At 33.2% G+C, this 19,724-nt stretch carries 18 protein-coding genes and 2 pseudogenes; 8 read left to right on the top strand and 12 right to left on the bottom strand.

What is annotated here, in order from left to right; genetic code table 11:
• Window positions 1-4: 4 nt before the first annotated feature.
• The 5 genes from ACQH3L_RS05240 to ACQH3L_RS05220 all read left to right on the top strand — a co-directional run bounded on the left by ACQH3L_RS05240 (window position 5) and on the right by ACQH3L_RS05220 (window position 6,143).
• On the top strand, window positions 5-994 hold the full coding sequence (locus tag ACQH3L_RS05240; protein ID WP_395461744.1) for a phytanoyl-CoA dioxygenase family protein: 990 nt from the start codon (window positions 5-7) through the stop codon (window positions 992-994).
• Window positions 995-2,770 carry an ABC transporter ATP-binding protein gene (locus ACQH3L_RS05235; RefSeq protein ID WP_425384718.1) on the top strand — a complete coding sequence of 592 codons (1,776 nt, stop codon included), beginning with the start codon at window positions 995-997 and terminating at the stop codon, window positions 2,768-2,770.
• Between the two features lies 1 nt (window position 2,771).
• A complete protein-coding gene (locus ACQH3L_RS05230; protein WP_425385009.1) occupies window positions 2,772-3,821 on the top strand; it encodes a threonine aldolase family protein in 1,050 nt (349 codons plus the stop codon).
• Complete coding sequence (locus ACQH3L_RS05225) at window positions 3,818-4,870, top strand: threonine aldolase family protein (RefSeq protein ID WP_425384717.1); 1,053 nt, start codon at window positions 3,818-3,820, stop codon at window positions 4,868-4,870. Before ACQH3L_RS05230 ends, ACQH3L_RS05225 begins: the two co-directional genes overlap by 4 nt.
• 127 nt (window positions 4,871-4,997) lie before the next feature.
• On the top strand, window positions 4,998-6,143 hold the full coding sequence (locus ACQH3L_RS05220; RefSeq protein WP_425384716.1) for an MFS transporter: 1,146 nt from the start codon (window positions 4,998-5,000) through the stop codon (window positions 6,141-6,143).
• 17 nt (window positions 6,144-6,160) lie between these two features.
• Here ACQH3L_RS05220 and ACQH3L_RS05215 read toward each other — a convergent pair whose 3' ends face one another.
• Together ACQH3L_RS05215 and ACQH3L_RS05210 are read right to left on the bottom strand one after the other, a co-directional pair.
• Window positions 6,161-7,468, bottom strand: coding sequence for a UDP-glucose dehydrogenase family protein (locus ACQH3L_RS05215; protein ID WP_425384715.1), 1,308 nt, complete (start codon window positions 7,466-7,468; stop codon window positions 6,161-6,163).
• 47 nt (window positions 7,469-7,515) lie between these two features.
• Entirely contained in the window at window positions 7,516-8,415 is a 900-nt protein-coding gene (locus ACQH3L_RS05210; protein ID WP_425384714.1) for a DMT family transporter, read from the bottom strand.
• Between the two features lie 409 nt (window positions 8,416-8,824).
• Here ACQH3L_RS05210 and ACQH3L_RS05205 point away from each other — a divergent pair, with 409 nt between their 5' ends.
• Window positions 8,825-10,297 (top strand): hypothetical protein, encoded by a 1,473-nt coding sequence (locus ACQH3L_RS05205; RefSeq protein WP_425384713.1) that lies wholly within the window; start codon window positions 8,825-8,827, stop codon window positions 10,295-10,297.
• A gap of 8 nt (window positions 10,298-10,305) precedes the next feature.
• Window positions 10,306-12,396 carry a hypothetical protein gene (locus ACQH3L_RS05200; protein ID WP_141457077.1) on the top strand — a complete coding sequence of 697 codons (2,091 nt, stop codon included), beginning with the start codon at window positions 10,306-10,308 and terminating at the stop codon, window positions 12,394-12,396.
• A gap of 659 nt (window positions 12,397-13,055) precedes the next feature.
• On the opposite strand, the pseudogene ACQH3L_RS05195 reads toward ACQH3L_RS05200, so the two are convergent.
• The 7 genes and pseudogenes from ACQH3L_RS05195 to ACQH3L_RS05165 all read right to left on the bottom strand — a co-directional run.
• A pseudogene (locus tag ACQH3L_RS05195) lies at window positions 13,056-13,692 on the bottom strand (IS3-like element ISWpi17 family transposase); the annotation flags it as partial.
• A gap of 118 nt (window positions 13,693-13,810) precedes the next feature.
• Window positions 13,811-14,282 (bottom strand): annotated as a pseudogene (locus ACQH3L_RS05190) (transposase); the annotation flags it as partial.
• 116 nt (window positions 14,283-14,398) lie between these two features.
• Entirely contained in the window at window positions 14,399-14,518 is a 120-nt protein-coding gene (locus ACQH3L_RS05185; RefSeq protein WP_353285524.1) for an ankyrin repeat domain-containing protein, read from the bottom strand.
• 9 nt (window positions 14,519-14,527) lie between these two features.
• Complete coding sequence (locus tag ACQH3L_RS05180; protein ID WP_007551899.1) at window positions 14,528-14,659, bottom strand: ankyrin repeat domain-containing protein; 132 nt, start codon at window positions 14,657-14,659, stop codon at window positions 14,528-14,530.
• A 297-nt stretch (window positions 14,660-14,956) separates the two neighbouring features.
• Window positions 14,957-15,331 carry a helix-turn-helix domain-containing protein gene (locus ACQH3L_RS05175; protein WP_007549999.1) on the bottom strand — a complete coding sequence of 125 codons (375 nt, stop codon included), beginning with the start codon at window positions 15,329-15,331 and terminating at the stop codon, window positions 14,957-14,959.
• A 22-nt stretch (window positions 15,332-15,353) separates the two neighbouring features.
• Window positions 15,354-15,683 carry a helix-turn-helix domain-containing protein gene (locus ACQH3L_RS05170; RefSeq protein WP_007549995.1) on the bottom strand — a complete coding sequence of 110 codons (330 nt, stop codon included), beginning with the start codon at window positions 15,681-15,683 and terminating at the stop codon, window positions 15,354-15,356.
• A 51-nt stretch (window positions 15,684-15,734) separates the two neighbouring features.
• The gene (locus ACQH3L_RS05165) at window positions 15,735-16,658 is read right to left on the bottom strand and encodes a hypothetical protein (RefSeq protein WP_012673225.1); all 924 of its coding nucleotides are present in this window, start codon (window positions 16,656-16,658) and stop codon (window positions 15,735-15,737) included.
• A gap of 198 nt (window positions 16,659-16,856) precedes the next feature.
• Here ACQH3L_RS05165 and ACQH3L_RS05160 point away from each other — a divergent pair, with 198 nt between their 5' ends.
• Window positions 16,857-17,939, top strand: coding sequence for a hypothetical protein (locus tag ACQH3L_RS05160; RefSeq protein ID WP_012673224.1), 1,083 nt, complete (start codon window positions 16,857-16,859; stop codon window positions 17,937-17,939).
• Between the two features lie 136 nt (window positions 17,940-18,075).
• Here ACQH3L_RS05160 and ACQH3L_RS05155 read toward each other — a convergent pair whose 3' ends face one another.
• The 3 genes from ACQH3L_RS05155 to ACQH3L_RS05145 form a co-directional block, all read right to left on the bottom strand.
• Window positions 18,076-18,447, bottom strand: coding sequence for a helix-turn-helix domain-containing protein (locus ACQH3L_RS05155; RefSeq protein ID WP_041582616.1), 372 nt, complete (start codon window positions 18,445-18,447; stop codon window positions 18,076-18,078).
• A 34-nt stretch (window positions 18,448-18,481) separates the two neighbouring features.
• Window positions 18,482-18,814 (bottom strand): helix-turn-helix domain-containing protein, encoded by a 333-nt coding sequence (locus ACQH3L_RS05150; protein ID WP_041582615.1) that lies wholly within the window; start codon window positions 18,812-18,814, stop codon window positions 18,482-18,484.
• A 103-nt stretch (window positions 18,815-18,917) separates the two neighbouring features.
• On the bottom strand, window positions 18,918-19,577 hold the full coding sequence (locus ACQH3L_RS05145) for a JAB domain-containing protein (RefSeq protein WP_012673223.1): 660 nt from the start codon (window positions 19,575-19,577) through the stop codon (window positions 18,918-18,920).
• Between the last annotated feature and the right edge of the window lie 147 nt (window positions 19,578-19,724).

The raw sequence follows: 19,724 nt of genomic DNA, 5'->3' as shown, positions 1-19,724 counted from the left end.
TCATATGGAAATACTACAAAAAAATGGTTTTTTTATTATCAAAAATCTGGTTCCTTTAAAGCTAATAACTCAGTCTTTAAGTGATATAACAAATAAGATATCAGAGCTATCCCAAGAACTAAGTGTTTCAACTTCTGACTACTTAAACTGTACCGGTAGATGGGGCACGTCATCTCGAGTAACTAGAATTATCTCTCAAGCATTAGATAAAATTATTAAAAATTACCTTGAAAAGTCACTTCAGTGTCAGATACTGCAGAAAAAATCAAATGTTATATGTAAAACTGCTGATTTAATAGATGCAGTTCCCTTCCATCAAGACATCTCCTATAGTTTCAATGATCCTTACCACTTTTCCGTTTGGTTAGCTTTGAATAATGTAAGTGAAACTTCAGGTGCACTGCAAATTATAGAAAACAGTCATAAATGGGAAATACAGCCTTTAGTTGATTTTTGGTACCCATATTTTTTTGATCAGTACTCAAATAACCGAGAAAATTATAAAATTAAGTCACTACCTATTTCAGCAGGAGATGCGATAGTTTTTGATTCACGGTTATGGCATGGTAGTGATAAGAATACAGATGCTAAAGATAGATTTGCTTATGTAACAAGGTGGATTGTAAAAGATCAAGACCTTCCCTATGTGCCAAAACCTCAGCCTTCAGTTTTTGGTATACTCAATTGTGGTGAGTTAACAGAATCTATACTGAGAGAATGCTTGTCATTATTTGGCTACCAAGAAAGTATAAAAGCAAAAAACATGAAAGAACTTATTAAGAGCTGGTTAGCCTTTATTACAGACACAACTACAAATATTTCTGAGATCGACACTACTGAGGCTAAGCGAGATTTATATAAGCTACTTATTCTGAATCAAGCATCAGCACTACATGATGCTGGAGACATCTCAGGAAAAATATACAAAAATTTATGGTTTTCACTACTTGTATTTCTCAATAAAAAAGTCAACGTAGTGGAGCTAGCATTATAAATGAACAGAAGTAGAGTTGATAGCTTCAAATGTGTATTGATGTTCATCTTGAATATAGTATCTAAATTCAAACTTAATGTACTTATAATGTCTTTAGTTGCCCTGGTGGTAGCTGTTGATTTGTCTTTTAGAAAGTATTTAGTAAAAAATATTCTAGATACAGCTGTAAAATATCAGGAAGGTAATGTAATTGAGAATCTTTTATTACCTGTAAGCGCTTATCTTGGTATGGCATTACTTATCACTACTGCTTTTAGATTCTATGGCTATTTTGTTGACATTCGAATGTTTACCTTAATGCGTCAAAAGATAGCTGATATGTCTTTTTGTAGGCTACTCCAGCAAGACCATTCCTATTATCAGAACAATTTATCTGGAAGCTTAGTACATAAGGTCAGTAACTTAATGGATAGTGTGATAGAGTTAATAAGATTGCTTATAGATTGTTTTTTCGGTTACAGCATAGCATTAGTCTTAGCTATTTATACCTTATCATTAGTAAACATAAAATTTGCAATCGCCACATTCACTTGGGTAAGCATTTTTATTTTAGTATCGATTTTCAGCTTTCGTGTACTTACTGAACTAGCTGATAATTACTCTAAACAAAACTCACAAGTAATAGCTAGTATAGCAGATAGTATTTTAAATGTTATATCAGTAAGGTTATTTTCTCAGCAAGCACATGAGAGACACAAATTTTTTCAAATATGCAAGAAAAGAACTATTGCAGAGAGAAAATTACAATGGGCATACTTTTGTCTTTGGTTTATATATGGATATTCATTCGATATACTTCAAGCAGTAAACTTGTATTTTTTAATTCATGATTATCAATTGAACAAGGTTGCAATAGGAGATATTGCTCTTGTACTTGGAATTAATATATCGATTATAGAGTTTCTTAACCATCTAACTAGGAATCTTACCCAATTTTCTACTCATTTCGGCAAAGTTTCAGATGCATTGCCAATCTTGACTACCGTACCAGAAATTCAAGATAAGGAAAATGCTAAAGAATTAAATTTATTAAGTGGAAGAATAACGTTTAATAATGTTTCTTTTTCTTATGAAGGTCAGGAGCCATTATTTCAAGATTTCTCAGTGACCATTAATCCTTGCGAAAAGGTAGGTCTAGTTGGTTATTCTGGAGGTGGTAAATCTACTTTTATAAACTTAATTCTAAGGCTATTTGATGTTAAAAAAGGTAATATACAGATTGATAATCAAATAGTATCAGAAGTTACACAGAGTTCTTTGAGGCAACAAATATCTGTAATACCTCAAGACCCATTGTTATTTCATGATACTATTTTAGCAAACATCATATATGGTAAACTTCAATCTACTATCGAAGAAATAATGAGAGCTGCAAAGCTGGCTGGTATTCACGATTTCATTATGACTCTACCAGATCAATATGGAACTATAGTCGGAGAAAAAGGTATCAAGCTATCTGGAGGAGAAAGACAAAGAATAATAATAGCAAGGGCATTTTTAAAAAACGCTCCAATATTATTTCTTGATGAACCAACTAGTCAATTAGATTCTATAACAGAAAAAACAATTCAAATGAGTTTATTTAAACTGATGCAAAATAAAACTACGATTACTATAGCACACCGTATTTCTACACTTTTACACATGGACCGAATTCTAGTATTTAACAAAGGAAAAATTGTCCAAGATGGTAAACACGCTGAACTAGTTTCTAAGCACGGTCTTTATAAAGAACTTTGGAATGCTCAAATTGGTTGTTTGAATGGCAAGAAATAAGATGGAAAAAATTATTGATCTGAGAAGTGACACTACAACTCTGCAGAGCTTCAACGTTATACATGCAATAAGTAATGCAACTGTTGGAGATTTTGCTTATGGTGAAGACAAAAGCTGTAATGACTTATCAGAATATTGCAAACAACTATTCAAAGTAGAAGAAGCATTATTTGTAACCAGCGGTATGCTTGCAAATAGATTAGCCATTGCCAGTCAAACAAGTCCTGGTGATGAACTCATAACTCATTATAATTATCACGTTAATTTTTTCGATAGCGCAGGCAATGCAAAAGTAAATAATATCGTATTTAATTGCATTAGAAATAATAGCGGAATCTTAGATGTTGATGAAGTAGAATATGCTATTAATTCTAAGCCGAGGTATAAAATTTTTGCTCAGGTGAGTCTTGTTTCTATAGAAAATAGTATAAATGGGTTTAATGGTAAAATTTATCCTTTTGAAAAACAAGTTGAGTTATATAACTTTTTAAAAGCTCACAATGTAAATCTTCATTTAGACGGTGCAAGAATATTTAATGCTCATATCGAAACGAATATTGCTTTAGCAGATTATGCTAAATACGTGGATACAATGAGCTTTTCTTTTACTAAAGGACTTGGAGCTCCTTTTGGTTCAATGCTTATGGGTAAAAGAGAGATAATTGAAAGGGCTAAAAAGCTACAGGTTTGGCTAGGTAGTGGTTATCATCAGATAGGGTATTGTGCTAATGCAGCAAAATACGTACTACAGAATAATATCTCTAGGCTTAAAGAAGATAATAAGCTCGCTAAATTACTTGCAGATAAGATTAAAGAAATTCCACACATAAAACTGGTACTACCTTATCCAGAAACTAATATAGTAAGCTTTAGTATAAAAACACTAAATGTAACTAATGAGGTTTTCTTGAGTAAGTGCCAAGCTTATGGTTTATTGCTTTTTCCTTGGCTCGAGTCTCATATAAGAGCAGTTACCCATCTTGGCACAAAGGAAACAGACATCATGAAAGCTGCTGAAATTATAAAGGAGGTTGTGTTAAATTTAATATGAGAGTAAAAATAGATTTCTTTAGCGATTCAAACACTGACCCTTCAGCTAAAATGAGGGAAGCGATGGCTAAAGCAAAAGTTGGAAACGAAGCTGCATGTGAAGATCCAACTGTGAACGAATTAGTGGCAACCGCATGTAAAATATTAGGTAAACCTGCAGGAATCTTTTTGATTTCAGGAACGATGTCCAATGTAATTGCTTATAAAGTACACATTCAAAGACCTGGTGATTACTTGCTGCTTGATGAAACTTCACATCCACTCATAGTACAATCTGGCTTGATCGCAGCCCAGGCACATGCTACTCCTTTGCCCATCAAAGGTACGAGAGGAATATTTACTGGAGAACAAATTGTTGAGTTTATTACTCGTCCTAGTTTAAGAAATATTCCGAGAGTTGGGCTTGTTTCTATCGAACAAACGACAAATTTTGGTGGTGGAGCTGTGTGGCCTTTAGAATATATTCAAGAGATCTCAAGTCTCTGCAAAGAGAATGACGTATTCACTCATTTAGATGGAGCAAGACTGTTCAACGCTTGTGCTCATACTAAAATATCTCCAAAAGAGTATGCAAGTTATTTTGATTCGGTATTCATTGATTTTAGTAAAGGATTAGGTGCTCCAATGGGCGCAATATTGCTTGGAAGTGAAGAGTTTATTGAAAAAGCTTGGTACTATAAGTTTCAAATTGGCGGAGGTATGCACCAAGCTGGCATTATTTCAGCTGCATGTTTATATGCTCTACGTAATAATGTAAATTCTTTAGAAGAAGATCATAAAAAAATGCAGCACCTTATAGAAGGCCTAGACTCCATAGATCAAGTTATAATTGATATCGACCTGTATAAAACTAATATAGCGTATTTTTCATTACGTACTAATTGTATATCTACTCAAGAATTAATAAACGTACTAATGACAAATTATGGAATTAGAATGACTAACATCAAAGGTAAAATCAGAGCTATAACACATAGAGATATAAGCTATGAAGATATTAATACTACTGTATCTGCTATAAGAAAGATACTAAGTAATTTTCTCCACTAATTGTTTGCAAACTTCTTGTCAAACAATATTATACCAATATAGTATTATGCTAGCATCTGCATAGAGCTATTTGGGAATAGGTGTGAACTTTGTCTTCTTTCAATATTTACTATTCTTCTGTGGATATATGCTGCTTTATTTATCAAGACAAAGTATACCAATTGCTCTACCACTGTTAATAGATACTGACCATGTAAAATTAAGCTATTTTTTTGCCTGCTTTTCTTTTTTTTATGGAGTATCAAAATTCGTTAATGGAATAATCATGGACTCCAAAAATAATCCATTATTTATGTTTGGGCTATGCAATATTGCAACTGGATTATTAACCATTGGTATAACTTTATCATATAATAATCTAACTTTATTACTGTTAACATTAATATTATTAGCTTGGACACAAGGGTTAGGTTGGCCAGCTATTACCAAGTTTATGGTTACAAACTCTAGCATCTCTTCAATTGCATCATCATGGGGAGTTATGAGCGCATCTCAGCAACTTGGTTCTTGTATTACTTTAATTGTATTACCAAGTATAATTAAAATATATAATGCAAAAAGTGCATTTTTGTACTCTGGTTTCTTATGCTTACTTTTTGGAATTTATACAATATTAAAAGCATATTACAAAGAAAGTGCCAACTTTACTACCTATTATAAGGTGCAGAAATCTCAAATAGGTATCAAGGTAACAAGTTCCATATGGTTTCTATGTTGTGCTACTTTTTGTGCTTATATTATAAAAATGGGAATCTTCTTTTGGTTTCCTATAATTTTAAAGAATAAATTACAAATTTCTCTTGTACAATCCTCACTAATAACAGGCGTATATGATTTAGGTGGAATCCTTGGAACTTTAATAACAGGAAGAATTAGTGATATGTACTTCTTTCAAAATAGAAGCTTGCTGGCATCACTTTATATGTTGGGTATAGCACTCACTTTTATTGCAATGAACTTTGGTCAAAACATAATTCTTATGAACCTTTGTGCAATCTTATCAGGATTCTTTATATTTGGAGTGCAAGTACTGACAGGTGTTATAGCTGTAGAAATTGCTCCACAAAATAATGTATGTGCAATTGTAAGCTTAACAGGATTATTTGGGTATATTGCAAGTTCAATATTTTCATGCGTGCTCTTAGGAGTACTTGTTAAGCACTGTGGTAACAGTATTATGTTTTCATTTTTTTCCATTTGCTCTGTTGTTGCACTCGTTTGCTTTTCCATACTATCAAGCAAAGATCTAAAAAAACTAAGTAAAGCGGTGTAAAAAAAATTTCTCAACAGTTAAACTTTGTAGATAGATTTTTTACCCAAGGAATAAACATGGTAACCATATCTTAGTAATAGCTCGCTATCTAATAAATTACGGAAATCAAAAACATTAGGTGCAGCCATAATACTCTTTAAACTTGCAAAATCTTGATTTTTAAATTCTTTCCACTCCGTTAACAATAACAAGGCTTCCGCGTCCCTTGCAGCCCCTATAGCATTGTCCGCGTATTCTATATCCTTTAGAACTTGCCTAGCATTATCTATCCCCATTGGGTCATATGCAGTAATTTTAGCCTTGTTATTCACTAACAATTGTGCAATATCTATAGCTGGGCTATTTCTTACATCATCAGTACCAGACTTAAAAGTTAGCCCCCATATTGCTATTTTTTTATTTTGGACTCCATTTAATACATATTCTACCTTTTTAGCAATGTTTGTTATATGATTATAGTTAGATTCCTTAACTGAATTTAAAATTTGTAGCTTGACATTGTGATCTTCAGCAAGCCTTATTAAAGCTGACAAATCTTTAGGAAAACATGATCCTCCAAATCCTGGACCAGCTTTGAGAAATTCCTTACCTATTCTATGGTCCATTCCCATACTGTTAGCTAAAAGGTCAATGTCTGCTCCTAATAGCTCACATAAACCTGCCATCTCATTGATAAAAGCAACCTTTGTTGCTAGAAAAGCATTAGAAGCATATTTAATCATTTCAGCAGTAACTGTATCAGTGACTATTAACGGAATATTCTTATCTATAAATGATCTATATATAACTTCTAGTTTTGCTCTAGCTAGCTTAGTTTTTACTCCTATTATTATCCTATCTGGGTATAAAAAATCTGATACTGCAGAGCCTTGCTTGAGAAACTCTGGATTAACTCCCAAATCAAAGTTATAGCCCTTATTAGATAAATAATTATGTATATTTTCTCCAGTACCAGGAGGAACAGTTGACTTTATCACTATTAAGCAATCTTGATTAACTCTCTCAGAAACTTCACTTACTGCATTATATACATTCTTTAAATTTGCATTTCCTAGAGAGTCTGATGGAGTATCTACAGTTATAAATACTACTTCTGTATTGGGATTTATTTGAAAATACGAATCGAAAAATCTTATCCTTTGTGACTTTATATTATTCTCTAAATAATCTGCTAATCCAGGTTCATATAAGGGAATTTTCCCTGATTTCAAAAGTTCAATCTTCTCAGTATTTATGTCAATGCAATCAACTTTATGGCCCTGCTCAGATAACATTGTACCAGATACTAAGCCTACATACCCTACTCCTATAATAGTTATGTGCATTTTATTATCACCTTAAAAATATAGCTTAGCATCTAAAATAAATACCATTAACAATTATAAACTTTTGTTGTTACATTATTTTTCTTAATTGCCTTACCCTCCGAATAAGCTATAAATAAGGTTGATGGTATTAATATCAAAGTACCATATAAAGCACTTTTATCAGGTAATTCATTAAATATAACGTATGTTACTATTGCAGAAATTATTAGCTCTATGTATCTATACGGTGCAAGTGCAGTAGCATCAGTAAGAGCAAAAGCTTTTAACATGGAGAACAGAATTAGGTTTGAACTTATTCCTAAAATCAGCAGTAATACTAACTCCAACAAGGAAGGCATATGCCAATAAAATAACAAAGGTGGAGTAGCAAAAATAGTTGTCGTTAGAGCTGAATAAAATAACATACTTATTACTGACTCTTTTATTACAAGTTTCTTATTAAGTATATCTAATATAGCAAAGATCAATGCAGATACAATAAAAATAAGAATTTTAGGATTAAAATCTTCACTATGAGCTTTGGTAGTAATAGCAATACCAACAAAGCCAATAACAGTTACTATCCATCTTTGCCAAATTATATTTTCGTTTAGCAAAGGGATTGCAAGAAGTATAACAAATAATGGTATAGAAAAACTTATAATCGTTGCAGTTACTATGGGGAAAACAGTCAACCCGTAAGTCCATAAGGTCATTCCACAAAACAACAACCCACCCCTGGTTATTTGAGTAGATATTTGACTTGTTTTAAAAGTTTCTATTCCATAGTAAAGCATAAAAGGTACAAGGGTAATAGTGGTAAACAGAAAGCGGAAAAAAATTACTTCAAAACTCTGAAGATGTAAACTTAGATATTTTGATATAGTATCATTAGCTACACTACTAAGTAAGCTAAGTATAAACCAGATAACCCCAAACAAATAAGCTCTCAATCTGTAATCCATAAAGCTTCTGATTTAATAGATACGATGTACTCATATAATTTTACTACAAAACTAATAATATAAAAGTTTTCTGATGTACGTCCCCAGAATGTGATCGTAAGGGTTCATTATAAATAATTCGGGAAATTTCGTCTCTTTAGACATATTAAGAGCTATGTAACGAACGTTTATATTTGTGAGTAATAGTAAGGCTCAAGGTAAGGAAAATGCTAGTGAGGTAAAGTAGAATAACGTTGATTTGATAATTTAAGCTCATTCCCTCTTGCTACATCTCTCTTTAAATATCTCCTCTTTTGCAACAGGTCTATAATTACTGCTTAAATTTAGGTGCACACTAATTTTTCGATTTATATATTATTCTAATGCTTGTATAATACCTTCATTGAATATTTGATTTTGAGGTAATTAGATGCCAAAAAGTAAAACTAAACGTGGAACGGAAGATTTGAAGGGTAATGCAGGCCCAAGCAAAAGATCTCGTCTCAGTTCTGATCCTAAAAAAAATAAAGAGATTATCTCTAGCAAAGTAATAAGTAAGCTGAAGGATGTTGTTAAAGGTGATAGAACTTCAGCTATTGAGGAATGGGTCAAGTCTCACCCTGTAACAGTAGAGGGTCTAACCGTTGAGCAATCGGACCTCTTATGTAATGCGTTTCGTGATGAATCTTGTTGGTCAGGTGCGACACTAGATGTTGCTAAATTGGTAGGAGAATTAGCTAAATCAGGTGTGTTGAATCCATTTGCTATATATAAAATAGCATGTATTGAGTGTGTAGAGAGTGAAATTAAGCAATTATTTGACAAGGCGTTAGAGTCTTTTAGATCTGACTTATCTCATAAAGGTGCATGTGAGGAAGATAGGAATTTAGCTTGCAGTGATAAGCTTGCAAGAGTTGAATTGTTAAGTTCCATGGGAAGACGTGATCCTGTTTTCAATTTCTGGATTGATCAAGAATCAGGTAACCTTAGAGAAAATATAGAAGCAGAAGATGGATTTAATAAGGCTGTAGATTTCAAGTGGAGTAAGGGAGTGGAACACTTCTATAATCGTCTGTGTTCTGAAGAAAAATTAGTGAAAGAAGAGAGAGAAAAATTGCTAGTTTCTGCTATTGCAAAATTATCTCCATTGCAATCTAGCTATAAACTTGCTTCTACCTTAAATTCCCTTCTAGGTAAAGTCATAAGCGCAAAAGTAGATCATAAGTCACTACTTGGGCTACCGAATAAGAAAGATAGGGGTGTGATCTATCGTCCTCTTAGTTACTTAGTAGAGCACGGTTTTCTTTGCACAACTAAGTATGTTATCCAGTACTTGAGCGAGGGATGTTCAAGATCTGAAGCAGAGAAAATGCTTTCACCTAGAGGATATGCACATCTTCTCTCATCGCTTTCATTTGTTGTAGTTTCTAAAGATTATGACTTGGATAACAGGAATGAAGCAAGGTCAGCTATTAGCAGTCTTTGGAAATCTAGTGTATTTAACCAAAATAAAATAAATGTTGTCGATCCTTTTAAAGATAGGATTGCTTTTGTTGCAATGGAAAATGCAATTTCAAATTTGATTGTAGATCAGGAGAACAGCAAGGATACTCAAAGTGCTGGCGATGGTGAAAAAGTTGATTTGGTCTTGAGTATTTTAAAGTTTGCTAAAGATTGTTGTTCAGACAAAAGCTTTAAATCATTAAAAGAGAGGATAGCAAATAGTTTAGATAAAACAAGGAATTCTAAGATGATAGATGCAACTAGCTCCTGCAATTTAATAGAAGAGTTGTGTAAGTCAGCGAGAAATTTGAATTTATTCTCTGCTAGCACTGAAGGTCCTCAATCTACGTTAGTGGGTACTAATGTTAGTATTTCGCCTGCTGCAGTTGTTAACAAATAGGAGTATTTATGCATGGTAATAATGAAGATCGTGAATTAGTTAGGGCTTTATTAAGTGGAGGTTGTGATGAGTTTAGTAGACAATTTGTAGGTTTTTTAAACAACTGTCCATCTTTTTTGCATTCGGCTAATAAGCCTGGCTTTTTTCCTACATTCTTTTTTGGTATGTTTTCTACTGCACATGATGCAGGTATATTAGTTGAAGATGAAAGAGTCTATTTTCGTTTTGACAATTATGGAAATCTAAAAGTTGCTGTTCTCACTAATAAAGAAAATAGAAGAATAGTCAGGTGTTATACTGTTGCTGATAATGAGAACAGCCCTGGGTCAAGGTTTAGTGCAGAAGAGAAGCAGCAGGTAGAAGAGAATCTTCCACAAGAATTACAGGAAGATGAGGATCTGGATTGGGAAGAGTATAAAATATTTCGGTTTGGAGAAGAATGTAGGTTTATTCATGAAATAGATAGATTTCCTCAACGTGATGAACCTGGAGCTCCAATTTTTCATGAAATTAACCCAATCAGAGAACAAGGTGAATTGTTAGACCTGATGAGTGAGTTGGCAAATGACGATACAGGAGAAGTGCGTACTAATGTTAAAAGAATTTTGGAATATGTTATTGATATCCATGATGAACATGAAGATAGCTTAGTGTTTCGTGCAGAGTCTGATTACCACGGTTTTCTGTGTGGGTTTTTAGTAAATTTTAGATACCGAGCTGTGGCTGATTTCTACCCAGAGCTACTTATAGGAAAAGGTTATGCAGATGTTGTTTTGCTTGTTCGTGGTGTTGATCAGACAAATGATTCGGTTCCAATTATAATTGAGTTGAAGGTTGGTGATGAGGAAGGATTAGAGCAAGCTAAAGATTATGCTAAAAGTTGTTCTGTTTCGTCTTTGCCTATTCATACCTCATCACCAAGTGCTGTTTGTGTAGCGTTAAATTTTCAATTACGTGGAGGTGCTGGTCTCCGAACTTCTGTGCAGGCCTTTTCAGAAGGTGGTCTTTCCTTAATACCGGGTTTACTACATCCTCATGGAAATGGAGTTAGGGGAAATGTAAAACGTTTTTTACAACCCATAGCATCAGAGTTCACTCAATCGCCTCATTGTAACACTTTTTCCTGTACGTCATCGTTTGTTTTTGGAAATGTTTTATCTACAAGGAGGGACTTAGAAACAAATGATGGGCGAGAGGTAAGGGTTACCAAGTATCTATTTAACCACTCTCAGGGAGAGAAAATGAAACGTACAGGTGGTAGGGGAGATGCAGCAGATATTGTAAGCCATGCGTTAACTTTAGCTCTATTTTTATCAAATATTGGTTTTTTTGTGCTTCACATTTTTCGTCGTTTAAAGTGGCAGACTTTACCAGACAAGGCATTGAACCTGTCGTTACTGCCTCAAGCCACAGATGATGCTAAGGTGCGTCAAGTACTTTGTGAAGTAGATGTCCAGGGTCATCTGGAAGTGGCTTCTGCAAAGAAATTCGAATCACTACGTGCTTACTCACGTTCTCATAGTGAAGGTTATTTCGAGGGAAGGTTTTCAGAACAAATGGGCAATGTTAGGAATTTACATCAACTTGCAGATCAGTTGATGAGTGCTGAGCCTAATTTTGGTAATGATAGTAATGTTAATGGTGAGTACAGGGCTAGGTATGAAGTTTTATTTAATGAGATTTCTCGTCTGTTGTCTCCGTTATTAAATGGAAACCGTCTACTCGTGAACAATGAAGCTAAATTTCAGGCTTTATTGCGTGGGATATTTCAAAGTTGCGATAATCCTGCCAAGGTAATTATTGAGTTCCAGCTACAGAGAGGAAGGAAAATAGACCTAGTATTATCAAAATCTGCGGAAAATGATGATACTCATCCAATTGGAATAGAGTTGAAGTATGCTAACACTGCAGAACAAGTTGAACGAAAAAGGGTGGAGGCAAATCGACAGTTAAGTGAATACGAATTTTGTGGAGGATGCAAGCGTATTACTGGGGGAGATGCGATGGTTTTGTTATACGCTATATTAAATGCTGTAGGACAAGAGCAGGATCTGATATTGATTGGTGGGTTTCGTAGAGCATCTGGGTTTTCTAGATGACTTGTAACTAATAAAAGTACCAAAGATAAGGTTGTTTATGGGTAAAATTATGCATTAAGCTAGAGTACGTTTGAGTAAGGTTGGAGAAAAAGCAAGGTCTTTGAGCAAGAAAATTTGATTTATGTTTTCTTAAGTTAAAGTTAACCTGATGAAGTTTGTATAATTTATTGTTGGAGTTTTTTTGTTCTATTTTTACTGTAAGTTCAATCTGCTCTATCTTTGGTCTTTTTTTCTTAGTTTTGCGGCAAGTCTAATATTTTTACTACTTAATGGAATAACTTGCAGAAAGTGGAGATATAATGCTAAGGCAGAGGAGCTCAGACAGTTATCTTAAACAATAAAGAAATACTAAAGGCAAAAGATACGCTTGCGTAGTTCGAAAGCTTTCTATAGGATAAGCCTCACCTGATTTACAAATAGAATTGTTATGTTAGATGTTTGCTATTTATTCTTAAGCTCATTTTAACAGCATTTTGCTTTTTTTAGTATGTAGGGGTTTTCTAGGAATTATCCTACTGAATTCTATGATATTATTTTTTGTAACATTGTTATACATTATAATGCACCCATTTGTCTAGACCATTTTTTTCAAAGTGATCCGATTTTTAAAATGAATATGTTCGTCGACAAACATTTAAAGTATTTATGAATATATTCATTTACTGTTTATGATAATAGAGATCAGCAGGAACTTTATAATGTAGAGTCTGATGTCGCCTTCTATAGTTATACCAAGCAACAAAATCGTTTATTATAAGATTCAAATCTCTGATACTATTTGGTCTATAATAATATATAGCTTCTTGCTTTAAAGTTCTCCATAAGCGCTCAACAAATATATTGTCGAAGCAACGTCCTTTATGGTCCATACTGATTTTAATATTAGCACGCTCTAATTCCATAATAAAGTTGTAGCTAGTAAACTGTACCCCTTGATCACTATTAAAAATCTCAGGTTTACCTTGTTTTAGAGCTTCTTTGAGAGTATAAAGGCAAAACTCCAGCATCGAGATATGGTGATAATGAATGAGCAATAATATAGCGACTATACAAGTCCATTATTGCCACAAAATAGACAAACTTACCTTCTACCATAATATATGTTATATCAGTAGCCCATACCTGATTAACTCTACAAATAATCAAATCTTTGAGTAAATAAGGATATATTTTATGCTTTTTTTCTTTAATACTTGTATTACATCTTTTTCTACAATACAGCCCACTAATCTTCATTTTTTTCATAATTCTTAAGATTTTTTTGTGATTGACTACTACTCCACTCGCTATGATCTCATACCAAGTCTCATTGGTAATGGAACAAATGAAAAAGAGCTCTTTTTGCCTATAATTGGGGAGTTAAGCAAATTTATAACGCGTCCCATTTGTCTTCCCAATAACGAATGTTGGTATCAGCAGTAATTTTACGATATCCATAACGGCAATCAGAAGCCAAATATACTTCTTGAATCAAATTTCACTTTCGTTATTAATTATAGGCCTATAATATAGGCTAGATCTGCAAATCCCAAGTAAATCAGCCTGTTTCCTAATTGACAGATCAGAATCTTTTTCTATAAATCTTACTCTATCTTTTTTGCTTATTTCAGTAATTTTTTTTTCAAATAACTATTTTCCACTGTCAATTCTCCTATTACTTTATGTAAACTTTCTATTTCTTGCGCTAAGATTCTTTGTTTTCTCGCACTTTCACTTTCTTCAACAAATAGGTCTTTTAACCTTGCCAATACTCTATCACGCCAATCATATAGATTTGTTGATGGTATTTTATATTCACTACATATCTCAGCTGTGCTTCTTTGATTTTTTATTGCTTCCAAAGCTATCTTTGCTTTTAACTCTGGTTCATATTTTTTTGTTGCCATACTTTTACCCCTTTACTTTCCTACTCGGATCAACCATTTTTTTTTGGTCTAGTTTATGGGGTGCATTATAGATCTGTAGTTTTAGAATTATTAATAAATGATTCTTGTTGTTGCTTTTATATTAGAAGCTTTACAATCCCTAGATATCCTTTATTGGTAGCATAATGCAAAGGAGTCCAATTGTTTTTACCTTTTGTACCAACTTCTACTCCCTTATTGAGAGAAAATTTTACAATATCGATATTTCAAAAATCAGCTGCAATATGAATAGGCTTGTTTTCGTCATTAGTTTTAGCGTTAAAACTTACACCTTTATTATTTACTAAAAATTTTGTTACTTCTAAGCTATCAAACTTAGCTGGATGGTGCACAGCCATCTTGACCAAAAAATCATCCCCCTATCGCGTTCTTATCATTATGCCTTATACCCTGTATTACACCTTCAGATATAGTCATTTCTAACCTCCAACATCCTTGCTAATAGACCCTCACTAAAACTGCCGAAAAGACTTTATAAGTTAATATTCTAAATCTCAATATTTTATGGTGCAGGTTTTTATTTTTAAAACATTATACTTTGTGTAGGGTATAACTACACGCATCAAAGTGAAAGAAAAGCAAAATGATGAAGAAAATGAAAGTTTAAGTTTTCTTCAACGACTCAAGGAGAGAACTTATGCTTTAAAGCCTGTATTAGCAAGAGCCTTAATCACTAAATGAACAATGTCACGCAGAGTTTCATCCTCAATTTTTCTATATTCCCTCACTAGCCTTGATATTTCTTCGCTGCCTACATCGCTATGGAAGGCCTTATCATGTAAGTCTTCAGAGGCTTTGGTAAAAAAATACGACATATCAACCGATAGTACTTCTGCTAATTTATATAACCTATCAACTACAAGCCTAATCTCTCCGCTTTCATATCCTTGTACATGCTGAAATGAAATTTCAAGCTTTTTTCCTAAGTCTCTTTGACTAAAACCACACATTAGCCTTCTTTTCCTTATTCTTTCACCTATTTGTTTATCGATAGGATGTTGTATAGTCATTTTACGTATCAGGTAATATTAACTATGTATTATCACTTTGAGAAAAAGATTTTACCAATATATAAACTGCACTACGTAACCTTTTGCTCTTAATTTCGTTATATCCTTTGACTAACTTTAGTATTTCTTCATCATAAGCTTCATGTGAGTCAGTGTGCATATCAGTAAAAAAGTTAGCAACATCTATCGATAGTGCTTTTGCTAAATCATATAATCTACTGGCCAAAACACAATTTGAACCATTTTCGTACTTTTGTATCTGTCTATACGAAACACCTATTCTCTTTCCCAATTCGGTCTGTGTCAAAGCACGATCTAACCTAAGTTGTTTTATTTTTTTACCTAATTGCACTTTTCACCTCTTATTCAAATTTACAACAAATTTTATGAAGTGGAAAAAAAGCTAGCAAAGTAATTGCTTTAATAATTTCTGCCTCTCGCTAATTAAATCGTTTGGCCTTACGTATTTTTTCTCAATTTCCCTCATCTCTTTTTCTCGTTCTGCAATGCTATTTCGTATTACTTCAGCCGAGTATCTGCTTTTGCCACTTGCAAACTCTGATCTTAATCTTCTAACCTTGTATTCGAGCTCAGCAAATCTTTCGTGTTGCTCAAGAAGTTCTATCATATGACTAATTTCAGAGTTTAGCTTTTTTTCCTCAACATCTCTTACAATAAAAGAAAGTAGAAGCTTATCTATTTGGTAATCAATATTTGGTTGAGCAGCAAATAGATCAATTATGGCTTTTACGTCAGTAGGATTTGTAACTAGTAAGTTAAAATTACTACATAAAAAACTATAGAACTTTATCGTCTTCTCAAGATAATTTTTCATATCTTGTGATAATTGCAATTCTTTGTGAATTCCTGACAGCAATATTTTCAATTCTTCCAAGTATTTCGTGTCAAAATTACTTACTTCTGTAGGTGAAAGGATCATTAGCAGCTTTTTTACAAGCTCAACATCATTTAACTTTACTGCATTATAAAGAGCTTTTTCTTTATCTTCTTTTAAATCATAAAGCTCTGATGAGTTATCTATGCTGAATAGATATTCAGTATTTCCTTGAGGAGAGTAGATTAAAATGTCCACTTCTCTTAGCGGGTGATCATCATTAAACTTTTCTAGTAACTGCTTATCGGTAGTTTCCTCTATTGCTACAACTGCTTTGCTTACCTCTTTCAACTTTGCAATATCATCTCTTGAGTTTTCAAGTATATCTTTAGCCTTGTCTAGCAGCTGCTCATATAGAACTATTTTTTCTTCATCATCAAGTAGCTGACAATGCTTTTTCAGCTTTTCAGTAGAGTAAGATAGGATATCCATTTTTTTCAATTTTACGATTACGATACCCCATTTTTGTTGAAACTGAAATAATTTTTATAGGATGTGTTTTTCTAGTGTAGATGCCCGCAAAACTTGTTATTATAATATACAGTAAATCAATAAGTCGTATAATATTAACAATTAAATAATATTTATCACGATATGATCGAATAGTAATGAAATTAAGTGAGGGTTACAATGAAAAAAATAAATGGTAAAAAATTGTCTAGTAAAATGTTAAAAGCGGTAGAGCGAATAGCAAAAGAAGGGTTATTACCTAATTTTATAAAAGCTGCTCCAACAGCAAATAAAAAGATTAGTAAATTACCTGTCTTAACATATCCTGAGGAGCTCAATCCATTTCGATCAGCTTTATGCAAGATAAGGCTAAGTGAATATGAAAATGTGAAATTAAATGAATTCTTGGAAAAAGCTATTGCAGCTGAAAATCTAGACAAATTAAGTAAAATCGTCGATGAAGCTTTGGATTTAGGAATAAGAGTAAACGCTCGCAACGAAGATGGCTTTAGCTTCACTAACGTTACAATGTTTAAGATGTATCGTGATGAATTCAAAGAAAATAAACAAGAAGATATAATCAGAAAGTTAGCCTTACATGGAGCAGATTTTAATGTACAAGTTGATAAGAAAATAGCTGAAATGTATCAAAAAGTGCAAAAAGAAATTGAGCCACAAATATATAGTAGGCTCAAGAAACTTAGGGAAGTTGGAGAAGACGCTACTATAGAAGGAACTGTTGAAGATGTAGAAATCGATAATAAGACCTTCTATATTGAATTTTCACATAGCTGCATAGTTGATGTTGCCAAAGTTGTAGAAGGTGCAAAAAATTTGGGCTTAAGTAAAGGAGACTTAAACCTTGGCGGTAGTATCATAAAAATAGGTGATGGTGAAGTTGAGGTCAAAACTGGGAAAGACGGTAAAAGAAATTACGTAGATATATCCGATAACAGCGCTTTTACAGTAACACTTTGCACTAGCCTAGGAGAGCTAAATTTAATGGTATATCATGACACAGAAGACTATCATCAAGTACAAGTTGAGGTAGAAGATGAAGAAATGTGGAACGAGTTGCAAGAAATAGGAGAAATCGTAGGAAAGGGTTGTTTATTTGGTGGAATGTCTGTTAAAGAAGTAGTGGAAAAAGGCAGCTTTACTAGATGTGGAAGGTGGGGCGACCAAAATTCTAAAAGTAGTGAGACCTTTTCTTGGGTGAGCAAATTAAAAGATACCAAAACGACATCTGTAGGACGTTCTTGATTGGTGGCTATGTTTTTACATAGCCATAATTATTGCAAAGTAAAGTAGTTCTTGAAATTTAATCAAAATTACCATAAAAAATTTACCTTAACTAGCATTGCTTGTAGAAGTGGATTGAAGATATATTCAGGCAATATTATTTATTGGCAAGCGCTTTTATCACTGAATGCACAATATCACGCAACGTTTCATCCTTAATTTTCCTGTATTCCCTCACTAGCCTTGATATTTCTTCACTACCCACATCGCTACAAAAGGCCTTATCGTGTAAGTCTTCAGAAGCTTTGGTAAAAAAATATGACATATCAACGGACAAAGCTTCTGCCAAATTATACAATCTATCAATTACAAGCCTTACCTCTCCAGTTTCATATCCTTGTATATGCTGAAATGAAATTCCGAGCTTTTTTCCTAAGTCTCTTTGGCTAAAACCGCATATTAACCTTCTCTTCCTTATTCTTTCACCTATTTGTTTATCAATAGGATGTTGTTCATCTTGTACAATCATTTATTAATATATTAACTGAGGTATTGAAGCAATACTAACTCTCATTGTAACTTTGAGAAAAAGATTTTACCAATATATAAACTACGCTACGTAACCTTTTGCTTTTAATTTCATTATATCCTTTGACTAATTTTAGTATTTCTTCATCATAAGTTTCATGTGAGTCGACATGCACATCAGTAAAAAAATCAGCCACATTAATCGATAGTGCTTTTGCTAAGTCGTATAGCCTACTGGCCAAAATTTGGTTTGAACTATTTTCGTACCTTTGTATTTGTCTATACGAAACGCCTATTTTCTTTCCCAACTCAGTTTGTGTTAAACCACAGTATAATCTAAGTTCTTTTATTTTTTTGCCTAATTCCACCTTTCATTACTAATTTTAGCTGCTCAAGCTTATATTGAATTTTTTAATTTATGAAGTGAAAAAAAAGAAGGAGAGCTAGAGAACTCTCCTTCCAGTCTACAGATTACAATAAACCACTGTCATAAAAACTAAAGTGGCTCTTCTGTGTTACGATTATATGATCTATCAATTTCATCCCTACATTTTCACAGGTTGCAGCTAATGTAAGTGTGTTATCCTCATCCTCCTTTGATGGTTCTGTATCTCCACTTGGATGATTATGTGAAATTGCAATAGATGATGCATCGATCAGTAATCCCTGTTTGATTATTTCTCTCACATATAGAGGTACTCTGTCTATAGTTCCACAGTCTTGAATATACTCGTATATCAAATGACCACTTCGATCTAAGTATATTACTCGCAAGCTTTCCTTTCGTGACTGCCCTATTGCTGTTTTAAAGTATTTTAGTAGCTCTTCTCTGTTATCAAGAATCGACAGCTTTTTTAACTTACCTTTCAGTATCCTATCGAAAATCTCTTTCAGACAAAAGATACTTGCTATTGCTCCATCATTCATTCCTGTAACATTTTTTAGCTCATGAAAGTCAGCGTTAATTACCCTTCCTAAACTACTAAAGAGCTCTATTAGCTTTTTGGCCACTTCTCTTCCTTCTTCACATTCAGATAGAGTACGTTCCAGTAGCTCATGGTCAAGTAAAGACCTGCCTCTACTTGATAAAATGCGAGTTTCCAATTTTTCTTTTCTCTCACTATTATTCATAAAAACCTCCAAGGTCAACATTATATACAAATTCAACGCCAGCTTTCTGACGCAGTAGTTCTCGAGGAATAACCCTTTTGAACTCTAAATTTGCAATGTTGTCCTTGTTGCTTTCTTGTTATAAATACCAGAATAATAAGCTACTGA

Origin of the sequence: Wolbachia endosymbiont (group A) of Sturmia bella, assembly GCF_964030905.1 — a bacterium.
GTDB lineage: Bacteria > Pseudomonadota > Alphaproteobacteria > Rickettsiales > Anaplasmataceae > Wolbachia > Wolbachia pipientis.
The sequence above is the reverse complement of the archived record's forward strand: the minus strand, read 5'-3'. Positions and strand labels throughout refer to the sequence as shown.

Coding starts and splice junctions, on each gene's coding strand:
- ACQH3L_RS05240 (WP_395461744.1), top strand. CDS start 5: ATGGAAATACTACAAAAAAATGGTTTTTTTATTATCAAAAATCTGGTT.
- ACQH3L_RS05235 (WP_425384718.1), top strand. CDS start 995: ATGAACAGAAGTAGAGTTGATAGCTTCAAATGTGTATTGATGTTCATC.
- ACQH3L_RS05230 (WP_425385009.1), top strand. CDS start 2,772: ATGGAAAAAATTATTGATCTGAGAAGTGACACTACAACTCTGCAGAGC.
- ACQH3L_RS05225 (WP_425384717.1), top strand. CDS start 3,818: ATGAGAGTAAAAATAGATTTCTTTAGCGATTCAAACACTGACCCTTCA.
- ACQH3L_RS05220 (WP_425384716.1), top strand. CDS start 4,998: ATGCTGCTTTATTTATCAAGACAAAGTATACCAATTGCTCTACCACTG.
- ACQH3L_RS05215 (WP_425384715.1), bottom strand. CDS start 7,468: ATGCACATAACTATTATAGGAGTAGGGTATGTAGGCTTAGTATCTGGT.
- ACQH3L_RS05210 (WP_425384714.1), bottom strand. CDS start 8,415: ATGGATTACAGATTGAGAGCTTATTTGTTTGGGGTTATCTGGTTTATA.
- ACQH3L_RS05205 (WP_425384713.1), top strand. CDS start 8,825: ATGCCAAAAAGTAAAACTAAACGTGGAACGGAAGATTTGAAGGGTAAT.
- ACQH3L_RS05200 (WP_141457077.1), top strand. CDS start 10,306: ATGCATGGTAATAATGAAGATCGTGAATTAGTTAGGGCTTTATTAAGT.
- ACQH3L_RS05180 (WP_007551899.1), bottom strand. CDS start 14,659: ATGGCTGTGCACCATCCAGCTAAGTTTGATAGCTTAGAAGTAACAAAA.
- ACQH3L_RS05175 (WP_007549999.1), bottom strand. CDS start 15,331: ATGACTATACAACATCCTATCGATAAACAAATAGGTGAAAGAATAAGG.
- ACQH3L_RS05165 (WP_012673225.1), bottom strand. CDS start 16,658: ATGGATATCCTATCTTACTCTACTGAAAAGCTGAAAAAGCATTGTCAG.
- ACQH3L_RS05160 (WP_012673224.1), top strand. CDS start 16,857: ATGAAAAAAATAAATGGTAAAAAATTGTCTAGTAAAATGTTAAAAGCG.
- ACQH3L_RS05155 (WP_041582616.1), bottom strand. CDS start 18,447: ATGATTGTACAAGATGAACAACATCCTATTGATAAACAAATAGGTGAA.
- ACQH3L_RS05145 (WP_012673223.1), bottom strand. CDS start 19,577: ATGAATAATAGTGAGAGAAAAGAAAAATTGGAAACTCGCATTTTATCA.